Origin of the sequence: Natrinema sp. 74, assembly GCF_046097095.1 — an archaeon.
Taxonomy (GTDB): Archaea; Halobacteriota; Halobacteria; order Halobacteriales; family Natrialbaceae; genus Natrinema.
The window spans coordinates 510,854-536,935 of record NZ_CP175698.1 but is presented as its reverse complement, the minus strand read 5'-3'; the positions used below and the strand labels follow the sequence as shown (position 1 = coordinate 536,935).

Below are 26,082 nucleotides of genomic sequence, written 5' to 3'. Positions count from 1 at the left end.
GCGACAGCTTCCAGCAGCGCCGCGTCGGGTCGGCTCGAAATCGACTCGGAGCGATCAGCCGGTCCGGGCCTGCTATGTTACCGGTCCCGGTCGACGGTTTCGCCCGGATTCGTCGTCACGCCGGTGGTGAGCTTCAGTCCGGGCGAGAGACTCGCGTTGATGCCCGTCTTGACCTCGTCGCCGGCGACGACGCCGAACTTCCGGCGACCCGTCGAGACGCGCTCGCCCTTGACCGTAAACCGAATATCGGCATCGTCGTGGCGGAGATTCGCGACGTTCGTTCCCGCGCCGAAATTGACGTCGCGACCCAGCACGCTGTCGCCGACGTAGGAGAGGTGGCTGACCGAGGTGCCCCGCGAGATCACGCTGTTTTTCACCTCGACGGCGTGGCCGATTTCCGCGTCCGGACCGATCAGCGTCGCCCCGCGGACGTAGGCGTTAGGCCCGATCTCCGCCCCCTCGCGGATCAGGGCCGGTCCCTCGATCACGACGCCGGGTTCAACGGTCGCGCCCGCCTCGACGACCACGTCGCCCTCGAGGTGGGCGTCCTCGCTGACGTCGCCGTCGATCCGGCGCTCGAGTTCGGCGAGTTTCCACTCGTTGGCCTCGAGTAACTCCCAGGGACGGCCCACGTCGAGCCACCGCTCTAAGGTCACTGGCGTTACGTCGTACTCGTCGATGACGCGCGCGACGACGTCGGTGATTTCGTGCTCTCCCCGTTCGCTTTCGGGCACCTCGAGCCACTCGCGGGCCTCGGCGGGGAAGGCGTACGCGCCGGCGTTGGCGAGGTTCGTCGGCGGCTCGGCGGGCTTTTCGACGATTTCCGTCACGCGGTCGGCCCCGCCGTCAGCGCCGTCGGCCGTACTGAGCACGCCGTAGTTGCTCGGTTCGGCGACCTCGATCGCACAGACCGCCGGACACTCGGCGAACAGCCGGTCGATCGCGGCCGGATCGTAGAGGTTGTCGCCGTTCAGGACGGCGAAGGGACCGTCAATGTGGTCGCGAGCAGCGTTGACCGCGTCGGCGGTACCGGCCTGTTCTTCTTGGACGGCATAGGAGACCGGCACGCCGCGGTACGCAGAACCGAAGTACTCCCTGACGATTTCGGCCTCGTAGCCGATTACGAGGACGATCTCGTCGGCCCCCGCGTCGACGGCCGCGTCGACCGTGTGGGCGGCGAGCGGTCGGTCCGCGACCGGTAACATCGGCTTTGGCACCGATTCGGACAGCGGTCGCATTCGAGTTCCTTGTCCCGCCGCGAGAACGACAGCCTTCATGTACTCGGCCTTTCCACGAATCCGCGGATAAGCGATTCGCTCGCGAGCGAGCGGAGCCGACGGGAGCCGACTGCCACCGCCGATCGACGGACGTGCCGGTCGCCGGTGTCAGGGCGATCCGCTTCCGAAGCGCGCGAACAGGTCGGAGATCGACGCCGGCCAGGACGACGCGTCGCCGATCGCCGCGAGTCCGCCCGTCCCGCCGAGACAGAGCCGTCCGTTCGCGACCGCGATCGCCGTCGTCCGCCCGACGGCGGTCGACTCGAGGGCCCACCGCTCCGACCCGTCGGCACTCGAGAGTGCACGGACGCGGCCGTCGGCGGTGCCCAGACAGACGGTGTCGTCGACGACGACCGGACCGGCCACCGTCTCGCCGAGGGCGACGCGCCAGCGCTCGGCGGCCGTGGAGCCGTCGATCGCGTAGAGGCTGCCGTCCGCGCTGGCGGCGTAGACGACGCCGTCCGCGACGGCCGGCGACGCGGCGATTCGACCGCCCGTATCGAACCGAAACCGGCGCGAGCCGTCGGCAGCCGACAGCGCACGGAGCGCATCGCCAACGCCGACGTAGACGCGGTCGTCCCCGACCGCCGGCGGTGCGCGTATCTCACCTGCGCCCTCGCCCTCGAGCGCGGTCGTCCAGCGCCGGCGTCCGTCGGCGGCCGCGAGCGCGATCAGTCGATCCTCACAGGCGGCGTAGACGACGCCGTCGCTGACGGCCAGTCCGACCGGCGACGTCTCGATCGGGACCGTCCAGATCGGTCGCCCGGTCTCGGCGTCGGTCGCGTAAAGGGCGTCGCCGCCGACGTAGACCGTCCCGTCGGCGACGATCGGCGACGTTCGAACGGCCGCGTCGGTCTGAGAGCGCCAGACGTGCTCGCCCGTGTCGGCCTCGAGCGCGTCGACCGCCGTTCCGGCCGCGATGTAAACGGTATCGTCGACCACGGCCGGCGTCGTCTCGATGGGCACGTCCGTCTCGACGCTCCAGCGCTCATCTCCGTCCTCGAGCGCCAGCGCGGCGACGCGGCCGTCCTCGCTCGCGACGACAGTGTCGCCGACCAGTGCCGGTGGGGCCGCGACGGTCGCGGCCGTCTCGACGCACCACCGCGTCGTCGGCTGCCTGTCGAGCGGTTCGCCGTCGGCGACGTGGCCGGTTCGCGCGGGATCCGCACCGGCCATGGGCCAGTCGCGGTCGGGAGCCGCCTCACGATCGCGTACGCGCTCGAGGCGCGCCGTCGCGGTCGTCGCCGCGCCCGAGACCGACGGAACGGGGTCGTCGACTAACGGTCTGACCGCGGGCAGCGCGTCGACGGCCTCGATCGCCGTCAGCGTCCGGACCGCGGCCGCTCGGACGCGCGCATCGGGATCCGAGAGGCGCGGGCGAAGCGCCGCCGCGATCGCGTCGTGATCACCCTCGAGGCCGGCCACTTCGGCTACTTCGGCCAGCGCGGCTCCGGCGGTGGCGCGAACGTCGGCATCGGCGTCGGACAGCGCCGCACACAGGTCGTCCGTCACCGTGTCGAACCCGCTCGGTTCGTCGTCGGCCATCGTCGCGAGGGTCCGTCCGGCGGTGACTCGCACGACCGGGTTCTCGGCCGTGAGCCCGGCCGCAACCTGTGAGAGGGCGGTCGGGCGAAGGCGCTCAGATCGGTCGGCGAGGACCGAGAGCGCGAGCGCGGCCAGCCCCGCGACCCACGGCTCGTCGTCGGTGCCGTCCTCGAGTCGTCGTCCCAACCCGGTTAGCCGACTGGCGATCCCGTCGACGTCGCTCGGCGTCTCGCCGCCGGCGACGATCGATGCGGCGTCGGTCCACCGGTCGTCGACGGCCGCGAGCCCGTCGTCCAGCGCGGAGCCGTCGTCCCGGCCCGTGACCGCGAGCGTTCCGAGCGCGAGGGCCGCGTAGCCACGGACGACGCCGTCCTCGCCGTCCGCGACCAGGCCGGCCAGACGAGCTTGGGCCGCGACCGCGTCGTCCGGATCGGCGGCCGCGAGCCGTGCGATTTCGGCCGCGGTCGACGCCCGGTCGCCTCGACCGAGGTCGCCCGACTCGAGGGAATCGCACATCGTCTCGGTGACCGAGTGCCGGTCCGTCTCCGCGAGGGCGGTCGCCAGCGCGCGCGATAGCGCCCGCCGCTCGTCGCCGCTTGCCTTCTCCACCCGATCGCGCAGCAGCGGTTCGGCGTCGGCGATCAGCGGCGGGTCCGTCTTAGCGATGTCGGCCAGCGCCGCCGCCACCGCCGTCGCGCGCCCGCCACCGGCACGCAGAACGTCTCCCAGGACCACAAACGGCGTCGGCTCCGCGTCGTCGGCCGCGAGCACCGTCTCGAGCGCGCTTAGTGCCGCGGCGCGGACGGGCGGCGTCGGTTCGACGAGCGCGTCGCCGAGAGACTCGACGGCGGCCTCGGCCTCGCCCGCCGTCTCGATCTCGAGGACGCCGAGCGCTTCGCAGGCCGCAGCACGGATCGGCCCCTCGTCGGCATCGGTCTCGTCTACGGCCAGCGCGACCGCCGGCCGTCGATCGTCCGGCGCGCGCGGTGCGACCGAGACGAGCGCCTCGCGGACGGTTTCGCGGACGCTCCGATCCGGATCGTCGAGCGCCCCGAACAGTCCTGGAAGCGCCGATCGGACGTCGCCCGGTGCGCTCGCGGCGATCCGCTCGAGCGCGAGCGCCGCGTCGTTTCGGACGCTCGCGTCGTCGTCCGCCAGCCGGTCGCCGAGCGCCGGAACGACCTCGCGGACCGCCCGCGGCGTCTCGTCGGCGATCGGAATCAGATCGCGAGCGGCCGCCCGCCGCACCGCGGCGCTGTCGGCCTCGAGACGCCGTCCCAGTGCGCCGATCGCCGGATGGGCGTCTGCCGTCCGCGATACTGCGATCTCGGCCAGCCTGCGGGCCGCGTCCCCTCGGAGCCACTCGTCGTCGCCCTCGAGTCGGTCGATCAGTGCGGCGACGGGCTCCTCGCAGGGCGCTTCGAGCGCGATCGCGCCCAGGGCGTCGGCCGTGCGGCGGCGGACCGGCTCGTGCGGATCGTCGAGTCGGTCTGCCAACCGGGTAGCGACGGGGCGAACCGACGCCGAATCGGCCGCTGCGACGGCCGCGATGGCGCGGACGGCCTCAAGCCGAACGTCGGCGTCTTCGTCGTCGAGGACGGCGGCGAGGTCGGCCACGACGGGTGCGGCCGTGTCGGGCGTGGCCGCCGCGACGTCGGCGATGGCGGCGACGCTGCGGCTCCGAACGGCCGGCCCGTCGCGAGTCAGTCGGCGGGCGAGGGGTTCGACGGCGGGGTCGACCGCGCCGGGCTGCGCCGCCGCCAGCGTCGCGAGCGTCTCGGCCGCGCGTACTCGAACGCCCTCGAGCGGGTCCCCGAGGCGCTCGACGAGCGCCTCGACGGCCGGTACGACCGCGTCCGGGATCGCCTCGGCACAGTCTCGGAGCGCGCGGACGGTCTCGGTGCGAACCGCGGGCTCGTCCGCGAGGCTTGCGGCCAGCGAGTCGACGACGCCGCTGATGGCGTCGGGATCGGCCGTCGCGACGGCCGCCAGCGCCGCTGCGGCGTCGACCCGAACAGCATCTCGGTGATCCTCGAGGGCCACCGCGAGCGGGCCGACCGACGGTGCGACGGCCGACGGACGCTCGACCGCGACGGCGCGAATCGCTCGCGCGGCGTGTGCGCTGACGGCCGGTTCGTCCTCGAGTCGACCGACGAGCGAAGAGACAGCATCGACGATGGAGTCGGGCTCGTACGCCGCGACGGCCGCGAGGACCGCCGTCGCGTTCTCCCGGACCGTGACGGTCTCGTCATCGGTCGCCGCCGCCACTTCGCCGGTGACCGGGGCGACTCGCTCGGGCGCGGCGTCGGCGATCGACGCCAGCGCGTCCGTCGTCCGGATCCGGACGCGTTCCGCGTCGTCGGCGACGTGTTTCGCGAGGGCCGTCGCCGAATCGGCCACGGCGGTCGGCTCCTCCGCGGCGATTGATGCCAGCGCGTCGGCCGCCTCGATTCGCACCGCTGTCGACCCCTCGAGTCGCTCGGTCAGCGACGGCACCCCGTCTCGGGCTGACTCGGGGTAGACGGCCGCGATAGCCGACAGCGCCGCGACCGCGTGCGACCGGATTGCCGGCTCGTCGTCGAGGCGCTCGGTCAGCGACGGTACGGCCGAGCGCACGTCGGCCGGCCCGTTGGCGGCCTCGTCGGCCAGCGTCTCGGCCGCGTACTCCCTGACCGCGCGATCGTCGGCCGTCAGAAAGTCCTCGAGTCGATCGATCCCGACGGTGACCTCGAGTCCGTCATCGACTCGGTCCCCTGATCCGTCCATGGTCTCGTTCGATCCTGACATGGTGGTCGCACGACGCGTGATCGCAGCGCACGCTGTCGTATTGATACCTACACCTCGAGATACACTCAGTTAATCGTACACCCGGCAACGTCAGATCGGCCGGTGAACGGCGTGACACCCGCGTCCCCATCAGTTGCAGGCAAATCACCCAACCTTGTTCATCCCGACACTGTTCACGAGTTCGACCCGAACGCGGAGGGCATGCGAGAGAGCGGGGAAATGTAGATTGTGCTATATATGGTCGATGGAACGCACGCTCGAGCGGCCGAGGCGACGCGACGGCAACTGCTCGCGGCGATCTGCGGTGTGGGTTCGGGAGCGCTCGCGGGCTGTTCGACGACGCTCGGAACCGGCCCGTCTCCGACGTTTCGCGTCGGGACGCTGCGCCCGCCGATCACGCTCGATCCGATCGACGCGAAATCGATCGGTTCTGAACAGGCGATCGGACGGGTGTTCGACGGGCTCTACGAGTACGGCGAGGGGACCGATATCGTCCCGAAACTCGCGGCCGGCGAGCCCCGGTTCGGGACCGGCCGCCGCGACGTCGTCGTCGAACTCGGAGACGGTGTGCAGTTCCAGAACGGGCGCGAGGTGGTCGCCGACGACGTGGTCTACTCGTTTACTGCACCACTCGAGGAGGACGCGCCGACGGCGTGGCGGGTGAGCCCGTTCGACTCGGTCGAGGCCGTCGACGAGCGGACCGTTCGGTTCACGCTCGCACACCCGTATCCGGCCGTCGAGCACGCGCTGACGCAGCCGATCGTTCCGCGGCGGGAGCGAGAGGACGATCCGGCGGCGTTCGCGACCGACCCGATCGGTGCCGGTCCGTTCGAGGTGGCGTCGTTCAGCGAGGAGAAGAAGGTCACGCTGCGCCGCTGGGGCGACTATTGGGACGAGCCGATGCCCGCGATCGAGCGGGTCACGATGGCGTACGTCGAGTTCCCGATGACTCAGTTGACGAGCCTGCGGACGAACCGCAACGACGCGATCGAGCCGGTCTCGCCGACGATCGTCGATCACGTCGCCGAGGTAGCGAACGCGTCGGTAAAGCGCAACCGGGGATACACGTCGTTTTACTTCGGCTTCAACCTGAACGAGGGGCCGACGACCGATCCCACGGTACGGAGGGCGATCAGCCACTGTATCGACCTCGAGAAGGCGGTGTCAGAGTTCGTCGCGCCGATGGGGCAGCGCCAGTACGGGCCGTTGCCGCCACAGGTCGCCGACGAGTGGAATATGCCGACCGAGGAATGGGCGGCGCTCGCCACCGAGAAGAACTCCGAACGCGCCCGTCGGCTGTTCCGCGACGCCGACGAGACGAGCGGGCAACTTCGCATCCTCACCTCGATGGATCCGAAACACAAGGAGTTCGGCGAGGCGCTCGCCGGCGGTCTCAGAGAGGCCGGTCACGGTGCGCTCGTCGTCTCGAAGCCTGAGGCGACCTTTCTCGAGCGGTACGTCTCCGGTTCCGAGCGCGATTACTCGGTGTTCGTCGGCGAGATCAGCGGGACGTCCGATCCGGACTCGCACCTCTATCCGACGTTCCACGAGAACATGGCCGGATTCACGAACGGGACCTTCTACCGCGAGGACGCGGTCATGGAGCGGCTCACGTCGGCCCGCGAGACGGAGAACCGCGACCGGCGTCGCCGACTCTACGCGGAAGCGATCACGCGGCTGCTCGAGGATCGGGTCTGCCTGCCGATCTGTTCGTTCGAGAATAGCTTCGCCGTGGATTCGGGCGTTCGGAACTTCCGCGTGCATCCGATCGCGGAAGTCAATCCGCGGCTCGTATCGGAAGACGAGGTAGTGACAGTAGGATCGAAAGCATGAGCACGGACGGAACCGGTGGGCAGGATGGCGGTGGAAACGGCGGGCAGAACGGCGATAACGGCGGCGGAGATAACGGCGGCGAGTTCGGCGTCACGACGGCCGTCGCGCTCGGCGTAGGCGGCATCGTCGGCGGCGGTATCTACGCGGCGATCGGCATCGTCGTGGCCGCGGCAGGTATCCTGACGTGGTTCGCCTACAGCATCGCGACCGTCGTCGTCCTCTGTTGTGCATACTCATTCATCAAACTGAACGACGCAACCGAGAGCAGCGGTGGGTCGGTCTCGTACATCGAGGAACTCACGGGAAGATCGACGATCGCCGGCGTCGTCGGCTGGACGCTCGTCGTCGGCTATATCGGAACGATGGCGATGTACGCCTACGCGTTCGGGATGTACGGGCAGATGCTGATCGGCTTCGAATACGTCTGGGGCCTGCCGGTCCGACAGTTCATCTCGATCAGTGTCATCGCCGCGTTCGTCGGGGTGAACCTCCTCGGCGCAGGCTCGTCGGCGGCGGTCGAACGCTACCTCGTGTTCGTTCAGGCAGGGATCATCGCCGTCTTCGGCTTGATCGGCCTCTGGTTTGGCGCGGCGAACTATCAACTGCGACTCGGCTTCGCGGAACTCGGACTTAACCCGATCATCGCCGCGTCGGTCGGTTTCGTCTCGTTCGAGGGCTGGCAGTTGCTGTTCTACGATCAAGACCAGTTCGACGATCCGGACGAGACGCTCGCGAAGGGCGTGTTCGTCTCGATCCCGATCGCAGCGTCGATCTACATCCTCGTCGGATTCGTGATCACGACGCTGTTGCCCGAAGAAGTGATCGCCGCCCAGCCCGAACCGGCGCTGCTCTACGGTGCCTTGCTAATCTCGAAGTGGCTCGCGCTGGCGGTCGGCATCGCCGGCCTCGTCTCGACGGCCAGCGCGATCAACTCGACCATGTTCAGCGAGGCCATCTTCGCGAAGAACCTCATCAGCGACGATATCCTCCCCGACGAGATGGGCGACGCGGACGCCGCGGCCGCGCCCGAACGGACCGTAATCGTCATTGGCGTCCTGACGGCCGCCTTTACCGCTCTCGGCAGCCTCGAGGCCGTCGTGGAGTTCGCCTCGCTGGCCTTCATCGTCGTCTTCGGCGCGATGAGCGCGCTCGCGTTGACGGTCCGCGGCGAGGAGGACGTCGACGTCAACCCCATCCCCCCGCTGCTAGGGACGATCGGCTCGGCCGCGTTCTTCGTCATGCTGACGTGGTATCTTTACTCGCAGCTCCCGGCGGTCTTCTGGCTAGTCGTCGCCATCGCGGCGGCTGTCTTCGCCGTCGAGGGAATGTATTTCAAACGCGAAGAGCTGGCCGAAGGCGTTCAGCAGGTAGAAAAGCGGGTCTAAAGGACCGACATCGGTCTCGGCTCAGGCCTTGGCCTGCCAGCTTCGGACGCGATCGGCGCTGACTCCGTCGACGTCGTCCGCGACCGTGTCCGGGTCGGCATCGGTCAAGTCCTCGAGGTCCTCGATCCCCGCCTCGGCGAGCTTTGCGACGGTCTTGGCTCCGATGCCGTCGAGGGCCTCGAGGTCGGAGCCCGACTCGCTCTCGCGGGCCTGGAATTCCTGGTAGTTGCAGATCGGACAGCCCAGTTCCCAGGGCTCGTCGCCGCTGTGGACGACGAGTTCGGGTAGGTCGTGTTCGTCGCAGTGCTCGTCGGTGACCTCGATTTCGCCCCGGCGGGGGAGTGGTAGCGAGTACTCGCAGTCGGGATAGCGGGTACAGCCCACAAGCCGGGAGCCGCTCTGAAGGGTCTTGATCGCCAACTCTCCGCCATGGTCGTCCCCGCACTCGGGACAGTCGCCGATGATCGGGCCCTCGCCGGCGTCCTCGGCCTTACAGAGCGGACAGCCGTGGACGAACGTTTGCCGGCCCGCGAGCATCTTGACCTCGTGTAAGCCGTGTTCCTCGCACTCGCTCTCTAAGATCAGCGGCTTGCCCGTCGAGGGCAGCGGCAGGGTGTACTCGCAATCGGGGTAGCCGTCACAGCCGATGAAATAGGAGCCGTGGCGGCTCCGGCGCACGAGCAGGTCCTCGCCGCACTCCGGACACGGCCCCAGCCGCTTGTCGTCTTTCAGCGACTTCTTGAGGTGATCGCCGATCTCCTCGCGCGAATCGGCCAGGCTCGCGAAGATCTCCGCTAACATCTCGCGGGACTCGTCGGTGACTTCCGAGAGGTCGGCCTCGCCGCTGGCGATGGCGTCCATATCGGCCTCGAGTTGGGCGGTCATCTCCTCGCTGACGACGCGGTCGGCGTAGTTCTCGGCCGCGTCGACGACCGCCATCGCGAGCTTCGTCGGCCGCGGCGGGTCACTCTCGATGTAGCCCCGGTCGTAGAGCTTCTCCAGGGTGTTGTGACGGGTCGACTTCGTTCCGATCCCCATCTCCTCCATCGTCTCGATGAGCCGGGATTGACCGTATCGACGCGGCGGCTGGGTCTGTTTGGCCTCGAGTTCGACGTCGGAGAGCGCCAGTTCCTCGCCCTCGTCGACGTCGGGGACGTAGTTCTCCGTCGTGGAGAAGTACGGGTAGACGTCGTGGTAGCCGGGCTCGACCAGCCGCTTGCCGTTGGCCTTGAGCCGGTGGTCGTCGACCTCGGCGACGACCTTGAGGTGTTCCCACTTCGCGGCGTCGGCGACGGTCGCGTAGAACCGCCGGACGACGAGTTCGAAGATCTCCCACTCGTCGTCGCTCACGTCGCCCCGGCTCGGGATCTCGCCCGTCGGATGGATCGGCGGGTGGTCGGTCGTCTCCTCGTCGCCTTCTGTTGGACTGATCTCGTCGGCCTCGAGCAGCGACTCGGCCGACTCGCCGAGCGTATTGTGGCCGACGAAGTCGTCGAGCAGGTCATCGGGATCTAAGTCGTCGGGGTAGACGGTGTTGTCCGTCCGCGGATAGGTGATGTAGCCGGCGGTGTAGAGGTCCTCGGCGATCGACATCGCCCGCTTGGCCGAATAGCCGAGCGCGCTGGCCGCGCGGATAAACTGAGTCGTGTTAAAGGGTGTCGGCGGCGCGTCGGTGCGAGTTCGTCGGTTGACGTCGACGACGGTCGCGCTGTCGCGCTCGGTGAGCGTCTCGTAGACCTCCTCGGCGACCGCCTCCTCCCAGACGCGCTCGGCCTCGTTGTCGTCCTCGTCGCGGTAGAAGTACTGGGCCTCGAACGAGGTATCGTCCTTCGTCAGGTCGGCAAAGAGTTCCCAGTAGTCCTCGGGATCGAACGCCTCGATCTCGCGCTCGCGGTCGACGATCAGCTTCAGCGTCGGCGACTGGACTCGGCCGACGGAGATGAAGTCGTTGCCCAGCTGGCCCGCAGAGAGGGAGAGGAAACGGGTGAGCGCAGCGCCCCAGACGAGGTCGATGATCTGGCGGGCCTCGCCGGCGGCAGCGAGGTCGAAATCGAGGTCGTCGGGCTCGTCGAACGCGTTCTGGACCTCGTTTTCCGTGATCGAGGAAAAGCGCACCCGGCGAATGGGGACTTCCTCGTCCACGTCGCGGACGATGTCGTAGGCCTCCTTACCGATCAGTTCGCCCTCGCGGTCGTAGTCCGTCGCGATCGTCACGCGCTCGGCTCGGCGCGCGAGGAGTCGCAGCGTCGCGACGATGTTCTCCTTCGTCGCCGTCTTCTCGACGCTCGCGTCGATCAGTTCGACCGGCTCGACGTCGCGCCAGTCGGAGTACTCCGAGGGAAAGTCGACGCCGACGACGTGGCCCGACAGTCCCACGCAGCGCTTGCCGCCCCACTCGTAGACGTTCACCCCGTTTTCGCGACTCGAATCGTAGGTCCCGCCGCTCAGGATGTCCGCGATCCGGCGGGCCGCGTTGTCCTTCTCCGTGATTATCAGTTCCACCGCGGCTCACCTCCGGGCCCTCGAGCGTCGGGGCGCTGTCGAAACGGGCGCGTGTCGTTCATTGTGGCTCGGTACGACTGAGCATTTGATAACGCTTTCGCCGAAATCGGAAGAGGGCGCGGGTGTGCGTGCGGTCGCGGGTCCGCGCGGTCGTGCATACGCGAGGACCGGTTCCGGCGTCGGAGCCGGCAACCCGCGCTACCCTATTTACCGCGCCCTTGGAACGGGTTACATGTACACTGCCGCGGCTAATATCGCAGTCACGATGGCGAGAAATCGCCGACACCCTGGAATTTCAAATGTCTGTTGTGAGATTCGATCAGATATGGGAAGAACGCACTACTCTCGATCATAATATTACTCGAGCATGATACGTCGGTCCCGGCCCGGATATATCGGCGATCGGTCCGGTAGTCGACTACCGACTGCGGGTGAGCCATCGAACTGCGAGCGTCGTAACGACGAAGGCGGACCCAACCACGGTCGCGCTTCGGGCAGCTGTCGGGAACTGCTCGCTGGCGATGCCGAGACCGACTGCCAGATCGACGATGAATGCGGCAGCGCCGACTTTGAGTCCGAACGCGAGTTCCTCGCGCAGGACGAATTCATCGGTCATCGCGGTTGAGAGGAATGCCGATCGAATAGGGAGTTATACGTCGTCACCGCAGTAATACGGGCGTAATCGAACACTCCATCTGCATTCTCGCGGAGTCGCACGATGTCGCCGTCGCGACTCACGAAATTACGTTCCTCAAGAAACTCGACGGCAAACTCGATCCTCGATTCGGTGTGATCGAGTTCGCGCGACAGTTCGCCGACCGACCGCGGTCTATCTCTAAGTGCATTGAATACGCGACGAACGACCACTACATCAACATATGCCGCATCATTCGCACGCTGCTCGTCAATTCGATCCCGCATGAGTTGTCGGCTGCCGATCACAACTGCGATGAGACCGATGGTGACGAAGACGACGGCCCACAGTCTCTCTAGCGGTCTATAGAGCGATTGAGTGGCGTTCCAGAACGCGAATCCAGCGATGACCAGCGCAACCGGACCGCGGGTCTCAAACAGATCCTCAAGGAGGAACGCGACGAGCAATCCGGTGAAGAACACGTCGAACGACGGGGTATGATTCAGGGCGAGTACGTTGATGAGAATTGCGAGGGTGACGAGAATACCCTTCGCCACTGGGAGACGGCGATCGCTGGTATCTGAGAACATGAGTTATGATACCAGCTTAGTAATATTAACCGTTACGGGTATTGTTGGAAGCTGTACTAGATGTCAGACACCTTGTTATCAACAATCGTCGCTGATAACGGTGTCACAGACCTCGTCCACCTGGGTGGCACAGGCAGCCGTGCCGTACCAAGTAGTGATCGCCTGACAGAGCCCCCAGCAGGCACCACCCGCGAGGGGGTTCGAGACAGCGACTCGCCAGCACGCGCGAAGACACGCTCTATCATCGAGCTGAGAGACGCCCGCACACGCGATTGCGAGAATATCACGACACGTACCCTCACTGACCCAACATCCCTGTGTGGTAACGCCGCCGCTACTACCGACGCGCATGGTCTGCTGGTTCGGTGTGCTGGCAACCACCGTTCCGTTCTGTTCGCCGAACTGCCTGGTTACTACAGAACGAGCCTCTGTAGTTCCGAAGCCATCGGATTGCAGTGAATCTGTGGGCGAAGTAGTATTCGATTGATCCGGTTTCCCTCCTTCGCGTCGGCCTTGACCACGGCCCTGATGGGAGGTGGTCGCCGGTTCGGTGGTGACACCGACCCCCTGCGACGCGATACGGCCGTCATCATCATCAAATGTAAACGCGAAGAGGACACCCGAACGCATCGGATCAATATCTCCGTTATCGGCGGATTTGAAGAACTTGCTCACTAGGCGCGGGTTTCGATGGTTGATCGAGTCATTGTTCGTCTTGAGGGCCACTCCGAATGCATACGAATCGGTCGAGTCGAGGTTCACTTCTGACTCCATTGTCGACGCGAGACGATTTGGCCCCTCTTGGGAAGCAAGTACCCGTAGGTCGTCGATGAGCGTCTCACCTCCGACAAGTGCCGTGTCTGTGACCGTGAAGGGGAGACCGTTTCCGGTTTCAGTCGCACTGGCCGCGGTAGCGATATTCCCGAGTCCGACCCCGGCAACTGCACCGGACGTACCGAGTATCTTCAGTAGGTTTCTCCTATCTACTGCTTTATTATTGTGTTGGTCCTTCATATTGCAACCTAATATGCGCCACTAACTATTATAAATATAACGAATTTAATTAGTGGTGTAATAAAGTGAGATAGTAGAATAGTATAACTTCATTGGCTCGGAATCGCGGGAGAAGAGATCACTGCGAAGGAGCATCTTGGAGGTAGTCTGGCAAGACGATGGCGGTATAAGACCATTCAACCGGCACAGTCATATAGAGTAATCGACGCTAACGCCCGACCGCTCCCTCGAGCAGTCACTCGTCGGAACTGCTTCTGAAGGATGAGCGAAACTCAGCAGCCATCGCGATAGACTTTTCACCACAGGCTACTACTACCCGGTTGTATGAGCGACTTCGAGCAGTTCAGTCAGGTCGGTGAAGCAGACGTCACTCGCGCGATCGGACAGGAGTGGACCGAGGAGTTCATGGACTTCTCGGACTCGGACGTGATCATCGTCGGCGGCGGCCCCTCGGGGCTCACCGCGGCGAAGGAACTCTCCGAGCGCGGCGTGAAGGTAATGGTCGTCGAGAAGAACAACTACCTCGGCGGCGGCTTCTGGCTCGGGGGCTTCCTGATGAACAAGGTCACGGTCCGGGATCCCGCCCAGCAGGTTCTCGACGAACTCGAGGTATCGTACAAACAGTCCCAAGACAGCGAAGGCCTCTACATCGCGAACGGGCCCGAGGCCTGTTCCGGGTTGATCAAGGCCGCCTGCGACGCGGGGGCGAAGATGCAGAACATGACCGAGTTCACCGACATCGTCATCCGCGAGGACCACAAGGTCTCGGGGATCGTGATGAACTGGACGCCGGTCCACGCGCTGCCCCGCGAGATCACCTGCGTCGACCCGATCGCCGTCGAGGCCGATCTGGTCATCGACGCCACCGGCCACGACGCGATGGCGGTCAAGAAACTCGACGAGCGCGGCGTCTTGGACGCCCCCGGCATCGCCGACGCCGAGGAGTCCGCGACGGGGATGGACCAGACCGGCGACGACAGCTATGGCGCACCGGGCCACGACTCGCCGGGCCACGACTCGATGTGGGTCGGCAAGTCCGAGGACGCCGTCGTCGAACACACCGGCCTCGTCCACGAGGGCCTGATCGCCACCGGGATGGCGACCGCGACGACCTACGGCCTGCCGCGGATGGGCCCGACATTCGGTGCCATGCTCGTCTCGGGCAAGCGCGCCGCGCAGGTCGCGCTCGACGAACTCGAGGTCGACGCCGAGCCCGTCGAACTGACCTCGCGGGCCGCACCAGCCGACGACTGAGCGACCCGATCCGTCGGCGGTTTCGAGTCCGTCGCGTTACTTATCCGCTCGAACCGGTCGTCGTCTCTCCGCGAGGGAGACGCTCGTCGGACGAGACGCGTTCCGTCTCTTCGATATCGACTCGGGCACCGTCGGCGTCGCTCTCGCCGATCGACAGCGACCAGCCGTGGGCGTCGGCGATTGAGGCGACGATCGCCAGCCCCAGTCCCGTTCCTCCGTCCGACGAATACCCGTACTCGAACACGCGATCGCGTTCGTCCGCGGGGATGCCCGGCCCGTCGTCAGCGACGTAAAACCCAGTTCGTAACGGGCCGACCCGAACCGTTTCACCGCCGTGATCGACCGCGTTGCGAAACAGGTTCTCGAACAGCGTCTGCAACCGCGAGGGATCGGCACGGACCAGCGCGTCGGCCTCGAGTTCGTTCTCGAAAGCCGCCTCGCCGGTATCGCTGGTCGTCCACGCGTCCGCAGCGACATCGCGAAGCGCCACGGGCTCGAGCTCGTCGATCGATTCCCCCTCCTGCGAGAGCACCAGCAGATCGTCGATGGTGTCCTCGATGCGGTCGAGCGCGACGAGCACGTCGTCTATGTACTCGAGCTCGCCGGTCGACTGGGCCTGTTGGGCGTAGCCGATCGCGACCGCAACCGGGTTTCGGAGATCGTGTGACAGGACGCTGGCGAACTGCTCGAGTCGGTCCGTCTTCCGCTCGAGTTCGGCCGCATACGCCTCGAGTTCGGAGACGTCTCGCATGATCAGCGCGTATCCTCGCGGTTCCCCGCCGCTCGTGATCGCCGAGACGCCGATCCGCAGGGTGCGGGTTTCGCCGTCGGCGGAGACGCGTACCGTTCCCGCGAACGGCGAGTCGAGGGTCCCTTCGACACGCTCGACGATCGCCGCCGCGCCGCCGCCGTCGGCCGTCGGTGCGTCCGCCGGTTGCACCAACGACGGATAGACGTCGCCGAGCGTACAGCCGACGTAGTCGTCGAGGTCGGAGAAGAGATCACCGGCTCGGTCGTTGAAGTCGACGATCGTCCGCCTACCGTCGACGACCAGAATCGCGTCCTCGAGCGATTCGAAGATCGCGTCCCGGGCCAGCGGTGCCACCGCGAACATCCGAGTCCGAAACAGTCCCACGGCGATAATAATGCCGTAAACGCCACCGCCGAACAATCCGTACGGGAATCCGGGTGCCGGGACGAAGCTCACCTGGGAGAGTATCGTCGAAACGTAGATCGACAGCATCCCGGCCAACACCGCGGCTGCCTGCCACCGAGTGCTGCGCTCCGTGAACAGAAATAGCTGGAAGAAGAGGCCGGCCCCGAAGACCGTGTAGACGTTGATCAGGCCGACCATCCAGACGCTGGCGTCGGTGAACGCGGCCTGTACGTAGTAGAACGGTTCGGTGTGGACAACGAATTCGCTGACCATGAGTCCGCCGGGATTGGCGAACCACAGCGCGACGGGCGCGATCGGGCTTGCGAGCAACAGCGCCCACACTGGTTTCGTCAGCCAGTACTCCCGTCCCGTGTAGTAGATCGCCAACAGAAACCAGATAATGGGATTCACGAGGCCGACGGCGTACCACAGCCGATACCAGAACAGCTGGGCCGCGGGACTCGAACTCAGCAACTGGACCGTTGCGAGCATCGCTTGCAGCGCGTGTGCCGACAGCAGAACGATCATCACCGTTCCGGCGCGATCGTGCGTCTGTCGGTGCACCCACGACGCGACCGCCACTGAAACGACCGCCGTCAGAACCAGTCCCGCGAGATGCGCCAGATACCACATCAGATGTGATAGTCAAACTGGGCTGGGTTACTACTTTCGGCCGGAATGCCGTCGCGACCGTCCGTTCGACCGCCTCGATTTCGATGCGGTGCGTCGCGGCGTCCGTTCGAGGGACCGCAAGCGTTTCACCCGGTGGTACCACTTATTCACACATGGTCGATCGAGTCATCTGCTATCGCGCACCCACGACCGTCGTCGACGTCGCCGAATCGGCCGACTGGCTCGAGGAGCGCGTCGACGCGACGGTCTCGGTTCGCGACCGATTCCTCGAGGTCCATCGGACGGATGACCTCGCCGAGCGATTCGCCGAGGCTCGCGTACCCTCGCCATACGAGCGCGAGACCGGTAACACGATGCTGGGGACGATCCGCTACGAGGAACGCGCCCTCGAGGCTCCCGAGCGTGAGGGCGGCGTCCTCTACGACGGTGCGGCGGTCCAGCGGGCGCTCAACGCCGCGTTGCCCGCCGAAGAACGTGTCCTCGAGACGCTGCACGTGGCGCTCCTCGACCGAGCGATCGGAACCTGGGGCGACCACGACGGCCGGTGGCACAAGCGCGTGACCGTCCTCGGCCAGCCGGCGCTGCTTTCGGTGCCTGGGCTTTACGAGGCCCCTGCAAAGCCCGAGGAATACTACAAGGAAAAGCAGCGCCACGCCCTGCTGTCGGGCGACGCGCCGCCGCGAGAAGTCCTTGAGAATCAGGTCGAGGGCGACTTTCTGGTCGAGAACGACCCGCGAACCACCGACGCGCTGATGGGCTACGTGCTACAGGCGTACCACTACCTCGAGACCGGCGAGTCGTTCTGCGATCGAGCCGGCTGTCGGCTCTTTAATGCCCACTACCAGGAGGACCTGATCGACGCGCAACTCCGCGAGCCGGAATTCTGTGGCGAACACGCGCAGTTGTACGAGAGCTGAGACGGCTCGCGCGCCGATTTCGCGCTCTGCCGGACCGTTCGGCGCGACGCTCCTCGCAGCGTGTCGGTCGTCCCCGCCGGTCGTGACGGCGTTGTCGTTCGAACGGTGAGCAGCCTGCGAATACCTACAAGATTTACAACCGCAACGGTGGTTATGTACCGTGGGAACGCACATGATTCTCATTATCGGTGCCGGCGATGTCGGTTCCAACATCGCGCTCGACCTTGCGGCGGACTACGACGTGACGGTCATCGACCGAGATGCAGATCGGATCGATGATCTCACGACGCGACTCGACGTCTCAGGTATCGTCGGCGACGGCCGCTCGGTGTCCACGCTTCGCGAGGCCGGCATCGAGCGAGCGGAGATCGTCGTGGCGAGCACCGATAGCGACGCGGCCAACGTCATGGTCTGCAACGCGGCCAAACGCGCTGGCGACCCACACACCATCGCCCGCGTCAAGGACATCGGACTCTACCGGACCTGGCAATCGCTCGACGGTAGACTCAACGTCGATACGATGCTCTGTATCGACGTGCTCGCCGCCGAGGCCGTCGTCCAGACCGTCGCGCTCTCGGGTGCAGAGGGCGTCGAGACCTTCGCCGACGGGCGAGTGGAAGTCGCCGAGTTCGTGATCGACGACGACATGCCGGTGGCCGGCCAGCGCATCGCGGAGACGGACCACTATCCGTCGGCGACGTTCGTTGCACTCCTCCGTGGCGACGACATCCTCACACCCGAGGGAGACACCGTTATTCGAGCCGGCGACCGGCTCATCGTCATCGGCAGCCTTCACGGCGTTCGGCAGTTCGCAGAGGACATCACCCCGCGTCCCAGTCTCGACGCCGACAGTAACATCGTCATCGTCGGAGACGACGTGGTAGGATATCAGATCGCCCACCAGTTCGAAGCCCGCGGGTGGACGCCACAGGTCGTCGAGCGCGATCCGGATCAGGCGGTCGGACTCACGACGCAACTGCGCGGAGTGTCGTCTCGCAACGCCGACGCGACGGACCCCGGTCGGTTCGAGCCGGACGTTCTCACGAACGCCGACCTGGTCGTCGGCGCGGTCGACGACGATACGAACTACCTGCTCGCGCAGTTAGCCAGCGAACAGGCCGTCGCCAAGACGGCGGCCGTCGTCAACGACCCCACGGTCGTGGACCTCTTCGAGGAGACGGGACTCGACGTCGTCGTCCACCCCGAAGACATCATCGCCGGGAAGATACTTCAGGTGATCTACGGGTCCAGACCGGAGAACATCGGCATTTTCGAACACGACAACGCCGAAGTCCTCGAGGTCGTGATCGACGAAGAGAGCGAACTGACCGGTAAAACCCTCAAGACCGCGGCGTCCGAACTTCCGACCGGCGTCGTTATCGGCGCGATTATCCGCAACGGGCAACTCCAGACGCCGCGTGAAAGCAGGATCGTCCAGACCGGCGATCGGATCATCGCGTTCGTCAACGCCGAGGTGGCGTCCGAAGCCGCCGAACTGCTGTGAGCCGGCGTCGCGAGACGCTCGCCAATTGTCGGTAGTCATCAATCGCGCTCCGACGACCCACACGACTCGCTCGCGGATCGTCGGTGGCAAAGTCCACCGCCGACGACCGATCGGCGGCGCTTACGGTCGACGCGTTCGACGGCGTCGCCGTCTCGAACCGGTGCGTACTTTTGTCCCAGCCATCTCGGACAACGTACAATGAGTGTCGAGTTTACCGTCGACGTTCCCGTTCGCTACCGCGATTTAGATCCGATGAACCACGTCAACCACGCCGTCTACGCGAGCTACCTCGAGGCGGGTCGGACCGCCTATCTCCGGGACGTGGCCGGACTCGCAGACGAGGAGATTTCCTTCGTCATCGCCGCGCTCGAGATTTCCTACGAGCGCCCGATCACCGCAGACGACGAGCCCACGGTCGCACTCTCGGTGACCGAACTCGGCGACTCGAGTTGCACGATGGCCTACGAGATCCGCGTCGACGGCGACGTAGCGGCGACGGCCGAGACGACGATCGTCCACGTCGATCCCGAGACGAAGCGGCCGGGTCCGATTCCCGACGAGATGGCCCAGCGGATCCGGGAGTACGAGGGCCTCGAGGCCGTGGCATAGTGGGGGTCGGTAAGGCGGCTTACCGAAGCTACGTCTCTTGCTCGAGGACGCCACCGGTCACCCGAACGACGCCGAAGACGCGGGTTTCGTCCGCGACGGCGACGGCGCGCTCGCGGAGGCGGGCGTGGGCGGCGTCGATCTTCTCGTCGAGCCGAACGTAGGGCTCGTTCTCGTAGCGCAGTTGCGTCGTCGGCGGCGTCGAGAGGACGACGATCGCCCGGAAGACGGCATTTATCGGTGGCGCGTACCACTCGTCGCTGCGCGCCGCGTTGGCGAGGACGACGGTGCCGTCGGGACCGACGAGATCGCACCAGTCGTCGACCGCGTCGGCCGGATCTGCGAGCATGCCGACGACGAAGGTCGCGAGGACGGCGTCGATCTCGCCGTCCACACCCCCCACGCCCTTGAGCGCGGCCCCGATTGGCGGCTGCGTCGCGTCGCCCTGCAGGACGTGGACGTTGTCGTACGCGGCGGTGGCCGCGCGTGCTCGCTCGAGGACGGGGCGAGTGAAGTCGATCCCGATCACGGTCCCGTCCGGGCCGACCCGCTCGCGGAGGAAGGGGAGGTTTGCACCGGTTCCACACCCCATCTCGACGACGGTGTCGCCGGGCTCGAGGCGGCAGGCGGCGGCCGCTCGCCGGCGGAGACGAGCGATGCCGGGCGTTCGGCGCGCGATCAGATCGTAGAGGCGGGCCCAGCGGCCGTAGAACTCCTGGGCGGATTCGGTCGTCATCCGCCTGCGGGTTCAGATGAGTGCCCGAATCGTATCCGCGACCGACTGTGCGTCCCGGTCGAGGACGTAGATGAGCGGCTCGATGCCCATCCCGCCGGTCTGATACAGCACGGTCGCCGCTGGTTCCTCCTCGATCGCCGCGCCGACGCTCGAGGCCACGTCGCCCGACTCGTCGAACTCGGCGGCGACGTGGCCGGCCTCGGTCAGGTCGTCGATCAGGTCCGCGTCGTACCGGATGTTGATGGCCGCCGAGACGTCGGCCCCGTGGCGACGCGCGGCCAGCAGCACCCGCGCGACGTGTTCGGAGACGCCGAACTCGGGGGCCGCGGGAACGGTCGTCTGTCCCTTCACGTCGAAGATCCGGCCGGGGACGCCCGCGACGTCGTCGACGCCTCCGGCGTCCGGCGTGCAGGCGACCAGGTTCGAGCCGACCGCCGGGATCAGCCCCGAGAACCCGCTCGCGGTCTCGAGGCTGCTCAGCCCCTGGCGGACCGACGAGAGGACGCGTTCGCTGGCCCGTGGCTCGCTCTCGGGATCGTGAACCCGGAACCCGGAGCCGTGATCGGCGAGTTCCGGCACTGCTTCCTCGTGGAGCTGTGCGAGGAGGTCGCCGCCGGACTCTAGGTCGCGGATTAACACCTCGAGTTCGATCAGCGCCTGGACTGGCGAGATGTCACCGGCTGCGAGTCCTGCGCCGAGATCGTCGACGAGGTCGCAAACGCGGTCATCATCGGCGATGCGGTCGTTGACGGTCACGTCGCCGTGGGCGTACTTCGAGACGGCACTCTGGCTGATTCCGAGCACGTCGGCCACGTCGCTTTGGGTGAGCCCCCGGTCACGCAGGTTACTAGCGAGTAGCGACCGAACGGTCGGGAGAAACTCGTCCACGACGATTTCTTCGACGAATTGCATTCGTTAGACGGGAGTACGAGCGCCCGCGGGATAACTTATCGGGACACTACAGGACGGGCACGAGCAGTGTTGCGAACTCGTAGCTGTAGGCGTGGTTGAGCAAGACGTAGGTGATGACGCCGAGGGTCAGACTCAGGATCCATGCGCTCGCGGCGATCCGGCCGATCCGCGCGTGAGGCGTCGTCCGGAGTTCGGCAGGGGTGTGAGTCAGGCCGAGGACAAGCGCGTAGAGGACCACCGGGACGGAGACGACCGAGAGGATGATATGGATCGCCAGCATGATGAGGTACGGGTAGTAGACGATATCGGGGCCGACGAAGTGTTTCTCGCCGCCGCCGCCGACCTTGAACAGGTAGACGACCAGAAACAGCAAGATCAGGACGAACGCGCCGACCATCGATAGCTGGTGTTTCCGGATCTCGCCCGCGCGAATCCAGTACCAGCCGCTTGCGAGCAGGATCGTCGCCGTCGTGTTGATGACGGCGATCGCGTGGGTCAGCAGGTTGATCTGCCCGCGCGTGAGGTCGGGGTAGATCGGCACGTCCAGCAGGAACGTTCCGAGCACCAGCGCGTATCCGACGATCGAGAGGAGGATCGTTACGCCCATCGGCCGTTCGCGGAGCCGCCGTCTCATGTCAGCGGTTGCCATTATCGGACGTTAGGAGCACCGCCGTATCACGCTTGTTGTTCTGCCACGGTGACGGCGGCCTGCCTCGAGGGGGGTGTCGTTCGGAGCAAGAACTCGAGGATGCGGAAACGACCGGCGTCTCAGTCTCGCTCGAACGGCACGCGATTGAGCCGCTCGCGGACGAGCGGCTTCAGTTCGAAGAGGTACCGCTCGGTGTCTTCGGACCCGTTCGAATCCTCGTCGGGGACGTGCTGGGTGTACATGACCTGATCGATGGTGACGCCGTCGGGAATCTCCTGGGCGATGACGACGCCGTCGACCGCGTGGCCGGGCGGGACGTCGACGTCAGTGCCGGTCCACCGATCGGGGAGGTCAGTGGCGTGGGGCGCGACGATGCTCGAGCCCTCGTAGAGGAACCCGTCGTCGCCGAAAAAGTTCGTGTTCGTCTTCCCCTGCCAGGTGAGGGTGTGCTCGCTCGTATTACGGACACGGAAGAACGCGCCCGTCCGCGTCGTCGCGGCGGTGACGGGACTGTCGACCAGCGCCTCGAGATCGACGCCGTGGACGAGGCCGGCCAGCGTTAGCGTGAGATACTCGCCGCTGACCGTCAGTTCGCGGTCACCACCCAGATCACGGTCGTCGGGGTCGTAGGTCGGCCGAGACCGCTGTCGTGTCCCGCCGTTCCCCTGGGTGATCGCACTGCCGTCCGGTTCGCGCTCGTTCGGCGCTCGCTCGCCGATGATTTCCTCGTAGGCTTCCCGAATCTGCAGAAACCGTTCTCGAGAGCCGCCCTGATCCGGATGATGTTCCTTCAGCAGGGTCCGGTAGGCCCGCCGCACTGCCTGCTCGTCGGCGTCCGGCGACAGCCCGAGGGCCTCGTAGTGGCTCTCCATCGTGGCCGTAATCGGTGCTTTGCCGAAAAGAGTCTTTCCGTGTTCGATCTCCGAGCCGTCAGTCGACGGACTCGGTCAGCTCCTCAAGCGTGACCGTGCCGTCTCGGTCGACAGTGACGTCGTACCCGCAAAACGGGAACGAGACGGTTCCGTGCGGTCGCTTCGCTCCGTTCGATCGGTCTGCGAAGAGTTCGTCGAGCGCCGTCGGATTCACGACGGCGTGGAGCGATTCGTACTCCGGCGGGGATAGCGCCGCCGGCTGGACGTCTTCCGCGTTCGCGACCGCTTCAATCACCGCCTGACTCGGCGTTCGTCGCGACGACGCATCGATACTGCCGCCACCCTCCACCATCGTATTCGCCCCTTCCGAATCCGGTCGAATAAACCTGTCCTTCCGAGCTACCGGGTCCGCTGCCGGAGCGCGGACACGGCGTTTGCATCGGCGGCCGCGACCCCACGACGATCCGTCAGCCGATGTGAATCGCCGGTTTACCGGGGCGGGCCTTCGCCGCCAGTTCGTCGTCATCGGTCGCCCGGCGAACGGTCACGTCCGCGCCGAACTCGTCGATCACGAGCCAGGTCGCACGCTCGAGGAGCGCGAGTTCTCGGTCGGCCGGCAGTACCTGTCCGCCGGTTGCGCCGCCGTCGCGTTTCAAAAGCTCACCGACGAACGCCGCGACCGTCTCGCGGTCAGCGTCGGTGTCACCGTCCCCGACAACGCGGTCGACGACCGACTCGACGTCGACGGAACCGGTTTCGTCGGCGTCCTCGGTCGCCGCTCGGCCGACGAGTTCGGCGGCCCGGTACTTCCACTCGCGGGCGACGACCAGTTCGATCCGTTCTGGCTCGTCGATGTCGGCGACGTCGACGATGTCGCGAACGTCCTCGAGGGTGCGATCGACCAGTCGGCGCTCGCGCTGGTAGTTCGAGGCGTCGCGTTCGGATTCCGGCCAGTCGGCCGCGACGACGAGCCCCTCGCCGCGGAGCTTGTTCCACAGTTCCTCGCCGAGGTGGGGTGCCATCGGCGAGATCACCGCCGCGAGGGTCAGCAGGCCGCGCCGGTAGATCTCGCCGTGGGGCCGGTCGTACTCGCGGTACCGGCGCAGCAGGCGTGCGAGCTCCTGAATCTCGGTGGCAGCGCGGTGAAATCGGAACCGTTCGTACTCCGCCGTGACGGCGGCGATCGTCCGATCGATCTCGCGGTCGACGTACTCGTCGTGGGCCCGGCGCTCGATTCGGGTGTCGCCCTCCTCGACGAAGTCGGTCGCCATCCGATAGAGAGTCTGCTGGAGGTCGTACGCGCCGCGGACGTTGTTGGCGGTCCACTCGAAGTCCTGTTCGGGGTGGGCCGCCGAAAGGACGAACAGCCGGGTCGTCTCAGCCCCGTACTCCCGGGGTGCGACGACGTTGCCCTTCGAACTGGACATCTTCTCGCCGTCGTACAGCACCGTCCCCTGGCTCCGCAACTCCGCGATCGGCTCGCGGCGGTCGAGCAGCCCCAGATCGGCCAGCGCCCGCGTGAAAAAGCGGGTGTAGAGCAGGTGGAGGATGGCGTGTTCCTCGCCGCCGACGTAGACGTCGACCGGCAGCCACTCGTCGGCCAGATTGGTATCGAAGGGGGCATCCTCGAGGTGTGGCGAGAGAAAGCGCAGGAAGTACCACGAGGAGTCGACGAAGGTGTCCATCGTGTCGGTCTCTCGCTCGGCCGGACCACCACACTCCGGGCAGGTCGTTTGCTTCCACTCGTCGGCCGCATCGAGCGGGTTGCCGGTGGTCTGGACGAACTCCGGGAGTTCGACCGGCAACTCCTCTTCGGGAACGAGGACGCGCCCGCAGTCGTCGCAGTGGACGACCGGGATCGGCGTCCCCCAGTAGCGCTGCCGGGAGATGAGCCAGTCGCGCAGCCGGTAGGTGACGTCTTCTGCGAGCGAATCGTGGTCCGCGACGAGCCGCTCGCGGGCCGTCTCGCTATCGAGGCCGTCGTATTCGCCGCTGCCCTCGAGGATTCCCTCGCCGGTGTATGGCATCATTTCGTCGGTTTCGACGTCGCTACCGTCGCGGCTGGCATCGCCTTCGCTGCCGTCTGTGCCCTCGCCGTCGTCGGAAACGATCACGCGCTCGACCGGTAGGTCGTGCTCGAGCGCGAACGCGTGATCGCGCTCGTTGTGGCCGGGGACGCCCATCACGGCTCCCGTCCCGACGTCCTCGAGGACGTAGCCGGCGACGTAGACCGGGAGTTCGTCACCGGTCAGCGGGTGGATCGCGGTGGTATCGGTCTCGACGCCAGCGAAGCCGACTTCGTCGGGATCCTGTTCGCGGACGGCGTCGACGTACTCCGCGACCGCGTCGTCTTCGTCTGCCACGGTCCGCGCCAGGTCGTGGCCGGGCGAGACCGCGAGGAAGGTCGCGCCATAGACTGTCTCCGGTCGGGTGCTAAACACGTCGACGGTCGTGTCATCGCCCCCGCCCGCGTCGCCGTCAACAGCCACGTCGAAGCTGATTCGAGCACCCTCTTGGCGGCCGATCCAGTTGCGCTGGATCTCGCGGACGCCCTCGGGCCACCCCTCGAGGTCGTCAAGGCCGTCGGAGAGCTCCTCGGCGTAGTCGGTGATCGTGAAGAACCATTGGTCAAGTTCACGCCGGCCGACCGGCGTTTCGCAGCGCCAGCAGACCCGCTCACCGTCGCTGCTCGCGGCATCGCCACTCGCCTGATCCGAGGACTCGCGATCGACGACCTGCGCGTCGGCTAGCACCGTCTCGCAGTCGGGACACCAGTTGACCGTCGCCGCCTCGTACTCGACGAGCCCGGCCTCGTAGAGGCGCTCGAACAGCCACTGGTTCCACCGGTAGTACTCCGGCTCGCAGGTGGTGACCTCTCGAGACCAGTCGTAGCCAAAGCCCATGGTCTCGAGTTCCTCGCGCATGCGCCGGATACAGGCCTGCGTCCAGGACTCGGGATCGGTCTTGCGCTCGACGGCCGCGTTTTCGGCGGGGAGGCCGAACGCGTCCCATCCCATCGGATGGAGCACGTCGTCGCCTTGCATGCGACGATAGCGCGAGTAGGCGTCTGTGATCGCGTAGTTGCGGACGTGCCCCATGTGGAGCGTGCCGGACGTGTAGGGAAACATGCCGAGGACGTACGTTGGATTCTCGGCGTCGGGATCGAGCGCGTAGACATCGTCGCGCTCCCAGACGTACTGCCAAAACTCCTGTACCTGCGCGTGATCGTAGTGACTCGTCATTGTCGGCGAGGTCCGTTGTTCCCACTCGGTGGGC

Annotated in this window: 19 protein-coding genes; 6 read left to right on the top strand and 13 right to left on the bottom strand. The window is 66.3% G+C overall.

All coding sequences use genetic code 11. The annotated features are described in order from the left end of the window. Positions 1-77: 77 nt before the first annotated feature. The gene (glmU, locus tag ACJ70B_RS02600; protein ID WP_408958860.1) at positions 78-1,277 is read right to left on the bottom strand and encodes a bifunctional sugar-1-phosphate nucleotidylyltransferase/acetyltransferase; all 1,200 of its coding nucleotides are present in this window, start codon (positions 1,275-1,277) and stop codon (positions 78-80) included. Between the two features lie 108 nt (positions 1,278-1,385). After that, entirely contained in the window at positions 1,386-5,609 is a 4,224-nt protein-coding gene (locus tag ACJ70B_RS02595) for a sister chromatid cohesion protein PDS5 (protein WP_408958859.1), read from the bottom strand. 237 nt (positions 5,610-5,846) lie between these two features. On the opposite strand from ACJ70B_RS02595, the gene ACJ70B_RS02590 reads away from it, so the two are divergent. Then, positions 5,847-7,442 carry an ABC transporter substrate-binding protein gene (locus tag ACJ70B_RS02590; RefSeq protein WP_408958858.1) on the top strand — a complete coding sequence of 532 codons (1,596 nt, stop codon included), beginning with the start codon at positions 5,847-5,849 and terminating at the stop codon, positions 7,440-7,442. Continuing rightward, a complete protein-coding gene (locus ACJ70B_RS02585; RefSeq protein ID WP_408958857.1) occupies positions 7,439-8,827 on the top strand; it encodes an APC family permease in 1,389 nt (462 codons plus the stop codon). Before ACJ70B_RS02590 ends, ACJ70B_RS02585 begins: the two co-directional genes overlap by 4 nt. A 21-nt stretch (positions 8,828-8,848) precedes the next feature. Here ACJ70B_RS02585 and ACJ70B_RS02580 read toward each other — a convergent pair whose 3' ends face one another. From ACJ70B_RS02580 to ACJ70B_RS02565, 4 genes are all read right to left on the bottom strand, one after another. Then, positions 8,849-11,329 carry a DNA topoisomerase I gene (locus tag ACJ70B_RS02580; protein ID WP_408958856.1) on the bottom strand — a complete coding sequence of 827 codons (2,481 nt, stop codon included), beginning with the start codon at positions 11,327-11,329 and terminating at the stop codon, positions 8,849-8,851. A gap of 418 nt (positions 11,330-11,747) precedes the next feature. Then, positions 11,748-11,945 carry a hypothetical protein gene (locus ACJ70B_RS02575; RefSeq protein ID WP_408958855.1) on the bottom strand — a complete coding sequence of 66 codons (198 nt, stop codon included), beginning with the start codon at positions 11,943-11,945 and terminating at the stop codon, positions 11,748-11,750. Continuing rightward, positions 11,942-12,553 (bottom strand): hypothetical protein, encoded by a 612-nt coding sequence (locus tag ACJ70B_RS02570; protein ID WP_408958854.1) that lies wholly within the window; start codon positions 12,551-12,553, stop codon positions 11,942-11,944. Before ACJ70B_RS02570 ends, ACJ70B_RS02575 begins: the two co-directional genes overlap by 4 nt. A 78-nt stretch (positions 12,554-12,631) precedes the next feature. After that, positions 12,632-13,567, bottom strand: coding sequence for a hypothetical protein (locus ACJ70B_RS02565; protein WP_408958853.1), 936 nt, complete (start codon positions 13,565-13,567; stop codon positions 12,632-12,634). 324 nt (positions 13,568-13,891) lie between these two features. Between ACJ70B_RS02565 and ACJ70B_RS02560 the strand changes: the two genes are divergently transcribed. After that, positions 13,892-14,821, top strand: a complete 930-nt coding sequence (locus ACJ70B_RS02560; protein ID WP_408958852.1) for a sulfide-dependent adenosine diphosphate thiazole synthase — start codon at positions 13,892-13,894, stop codon at positions 14,819-14,821. Positions 14,822-14,861: 40 nt separating this feature from the next. Here ACJ70B_RS02560 and ACJ70B_RS02555 read toward each other — a convergent pair whose 3' ends face one another. Next, positions 14,862-16,610 (bottom strand): histidine kinase N-terminal 7TM domain-containing protein, encoded by a 1,749-nt coding sequence (locus tag ACJ70B_RS02555; RefSeq protein WP_408958851.1) that lies wholly within the window; start codon positions 16,608-16,610, stop codon positions 14,862-14,864. A gap of 152 nt (positions 16,611-16,762) precedes the next feature. On the opposite strand from ACJ70B_RS02555, the gene ACJ70B_RS02550 reads away from it, so the two are divergent. From ACJ70B_RS02550 to ACJ70B_RS02540, 3 genes are all read left to right on the top strand, one after another. Beyond that, entirely contained in the window at positions 16,763-17,527 is a 765-nt protein-coding gene (locus ACJ70B_RS02550) for a DUF7001 family protein (RefSeq protein ID WP_408958850.1), read from the top strand. A 160-nt stretch (positions 17,528-17,687) separates the two neighbouring features. Then, positions 17,688-19,031: a Trk system potassium transporter TrkA gene (trkA, locus tag ACJ70B_RS02545; protein WP_408958849.1), complete on the top strand. Its 1,344-nt coding sequence runs from the start codon at positions 17,688-17,690 to the stop codon at positions 19,029-19,031. A 198-nt stretch (positions 19,032-19,229) separates the two neighbouring features. After that, positions 19,230-19,640 carry an acyl-CoA thioesterase gene (locus tag ACJ70B_RS02540; RefSeq protein WP_408958848.1) on the top strand — a complete coding sequence of 137 codons (411 nt, stop codon included), beginning with the start codon at positions 19,230-19,232 and terminating at the stop codon, positions 19,638-19,640. A gap of 28 nt (positions 19,641-19,668) precedes the next feature. Here ACJ70B_RS02540 and ACJ70B_RS02535 read toward each other — a convergent pair whose 3' ends face one another. The 6 genes from ACJ70B_RS02535 to leuS form a co-directional block, all read right to left on the bottom strand. Further along, the gene (locus tag ACJ70B_RS02535; RefSeq protein ID WP_408958847.1) at positions 19,669-20,373 is read right to left on the bottom strand and encodes a class I SAM-dependent methyltransferase; all 705 of its coding nucleotides are present in this window, start codon (positions 20,371-20,373) and stop codon (positions 19,669-19,671) included. 12 nt (positions 20,374-20,385) lie between these two features. After that, positions 20,386-21,285, bottom strand: a complete 900-nt coding sequence (locus ACJ70B_RS02530; protein ID WP_408958846.1) for a thiamine-phosphate synthase family protein — start codon at positions 21,283-21,285, stop codon at positions 20,386-20,388. A 46-nt stretch (positions 21,286-21,331) separates the two neighbouring features. Then, the gene (locus ACJ70B_RS02525; RefSeq protein ID WP_408958845.1) at positions 21,332-21,934 is read right to left on the bottom strand and encodes a DUF420 domain-containing protein; all 603 of its coding nucleotides are present in this window, start codon (positions 21,932-21,934) and stop codon (positions 21,332-21,334) included. A 119-nt stretch (positions 21,935-22,053) separates the two neighbouring features. Beyond that, a complete protein-coding gene (locus ACJ70B_RS02520) occupies positions 22,054-22,806 on the bottom strand; it encodes a DnaJ domain-containing protein (protein WP_408958844.1) in 753 nt (250 codons plus the stop codon). 58 nt (positions 22,807-22,864) lie between these two features. Further along, a complete protein-coding gene (locus ACJ70B_RS02515; RefSeq protein WP_408958843.1) occupies positions 22,865-23,158 on the bottom strand; it encodes a HalOD1 output domain-containing protein in 294 nt (97 codons plus the stop codon). Positions 23,159-23,273: 115 nt separating this feature from the next. Continuing rightward, positions 23,274-26,048: a leucine--tRNA ligase gene (leuS, locus tag ACJ70B_RS02510; protein ID WP_408958842.1), complete on the bottom strand. Its 2,775-nt coding sequence runs from the start codon at positions 26,046-26,048 to the stop codon at positions 23,274-23,276. Positions 26,049-26,082 lie beyond the last annotated feature (34 nt).

Excerpts from the sequence above, each read along its gene's own strand:
- glmU (WP_408958860.1), bottom strand. The coding sequence starts at position 1,277 with ATGAAGGCTGTCGTTCTCGCGGCGGGACAAGGAACTCGAATGCGACCG.
- ACJ70B_RS02595 (WP_408958859.1), bottom strand. The coding sequence starts at position 5,609 with ATGTCAGGATCGAACGAGACCATGGACGGATCAGGGGACCGAGTCGAT.
- ACJ70B_RS02590 (WP_408958858.1), top strand. The coding sequence starts at position 5,847 with ATGGTCGATGGAACGCACGCTCGAGCGGCCGAGGCGACGCGACGGCAA.
- ACJ70B_RS02585 (WP_408958857.1), top strand. The coding sequence starts at position 7,439 with ATGAGCACGGACGGAACCGGTGGGCAGGATGGCGGTGGAAACGGCGGG.
- ACJ70B_RS02575 (WP_408958855.1), bottom strand. The coding sequence starts at position 11,945 with ATGACCGATGAATTCGTCCTGCGCGAGGAACTCGCGTTCGGACTCAAA.
- ACJ70B_RS02570 (WP_408958854.1), bottom strand. The coding sequence starts at position 12,553 with ATGTTCTCAGATACCAGCGATCGCCGTCTCCCAGTGGCGAAGGGTATT.
- ACJ70B_RS02565 (WP_408958853.1), bottom strand. The coding sequence starts at position 13,567 with ATGAAGGACCAACACAATAATAAAGCAGTAGATAGGAGAAACCTACTG.
- ACJ70B_RS02560 (WP_408958852.1), top strand. The coding sequence starts at position 13,892 with ATGAGCGACTTCGAGCAGTTCAGTCAGGTCGGTGAAGCAGACGTCACT.
- ACJ70B_RS02555 (WP_408958851.1), bottom strand. The coding sequence starts at position 16,610 with ATGTGGTATCTGGCGCATCTCGCGGGACTGGTTCTGACGGCGGTCGTT.
- ACJ70B_RS02550 (WP_408958850.1), top strand. The coding sequence starts at position 16,763 with ATGGTCGATCGAGTCATCTGCTATCGCGCACCCACGACCGTCGTCGAC.
- ACJ70B_RS02540 (WP_408958848.1), top strand. The coding sequence starts at position 19,230 with ATGAGTGTCGAGTTTACCGTCGACGTTCCCGTTCGCTACCGCGATTTA.
- ACJ70B_RS02535 (WP_408958847.1), bottom strand. The coding sequence starts at position 20,373 with ATGACGACCGAATCCGCCCAGGAGTTCTACGGCCGCTGGGCCCGCCTC.
- ACJ70B_RS02530 (WP_408958846.1), bottom strand. The coding sequence starts at position 21,285 with ATGCAATTCGTCGAAGAAATCGTCGTGGACGAGTTTCTCCCGACCGTT.
- ACJ70B_RS02525 (WP_408958845.1), bottom strand. The coding sequence starts at position 21,934 with ATGGCAACCGCTGACATGAGACGGCGGCTCCGCGAACGGCCGATGGGC.
- ACJ70B_RS02520 (WP_408958844.1), bottom strand. The coding sequence starts at position 22,806 with ATGGAGAGCCACTACGAGGCCCTCGGGCTGTCGCCGGACGCCGACGAG.
- ACJ70B_RS02515 (WP_408958843.1), bottom strand. The coding sequence starts at position 23,158 with ATGGTGGAGGGTGGCGGCAGTATCGATGCGTCGTCGCGACGAACGCCG.
- leuS (WP_408958842.1), bottom strand. The coding sequence starts at position 26,048 with ATGACGAGTCACTACGATCACGCGCAGGTACAGGAGTTTTGGCAGTAC.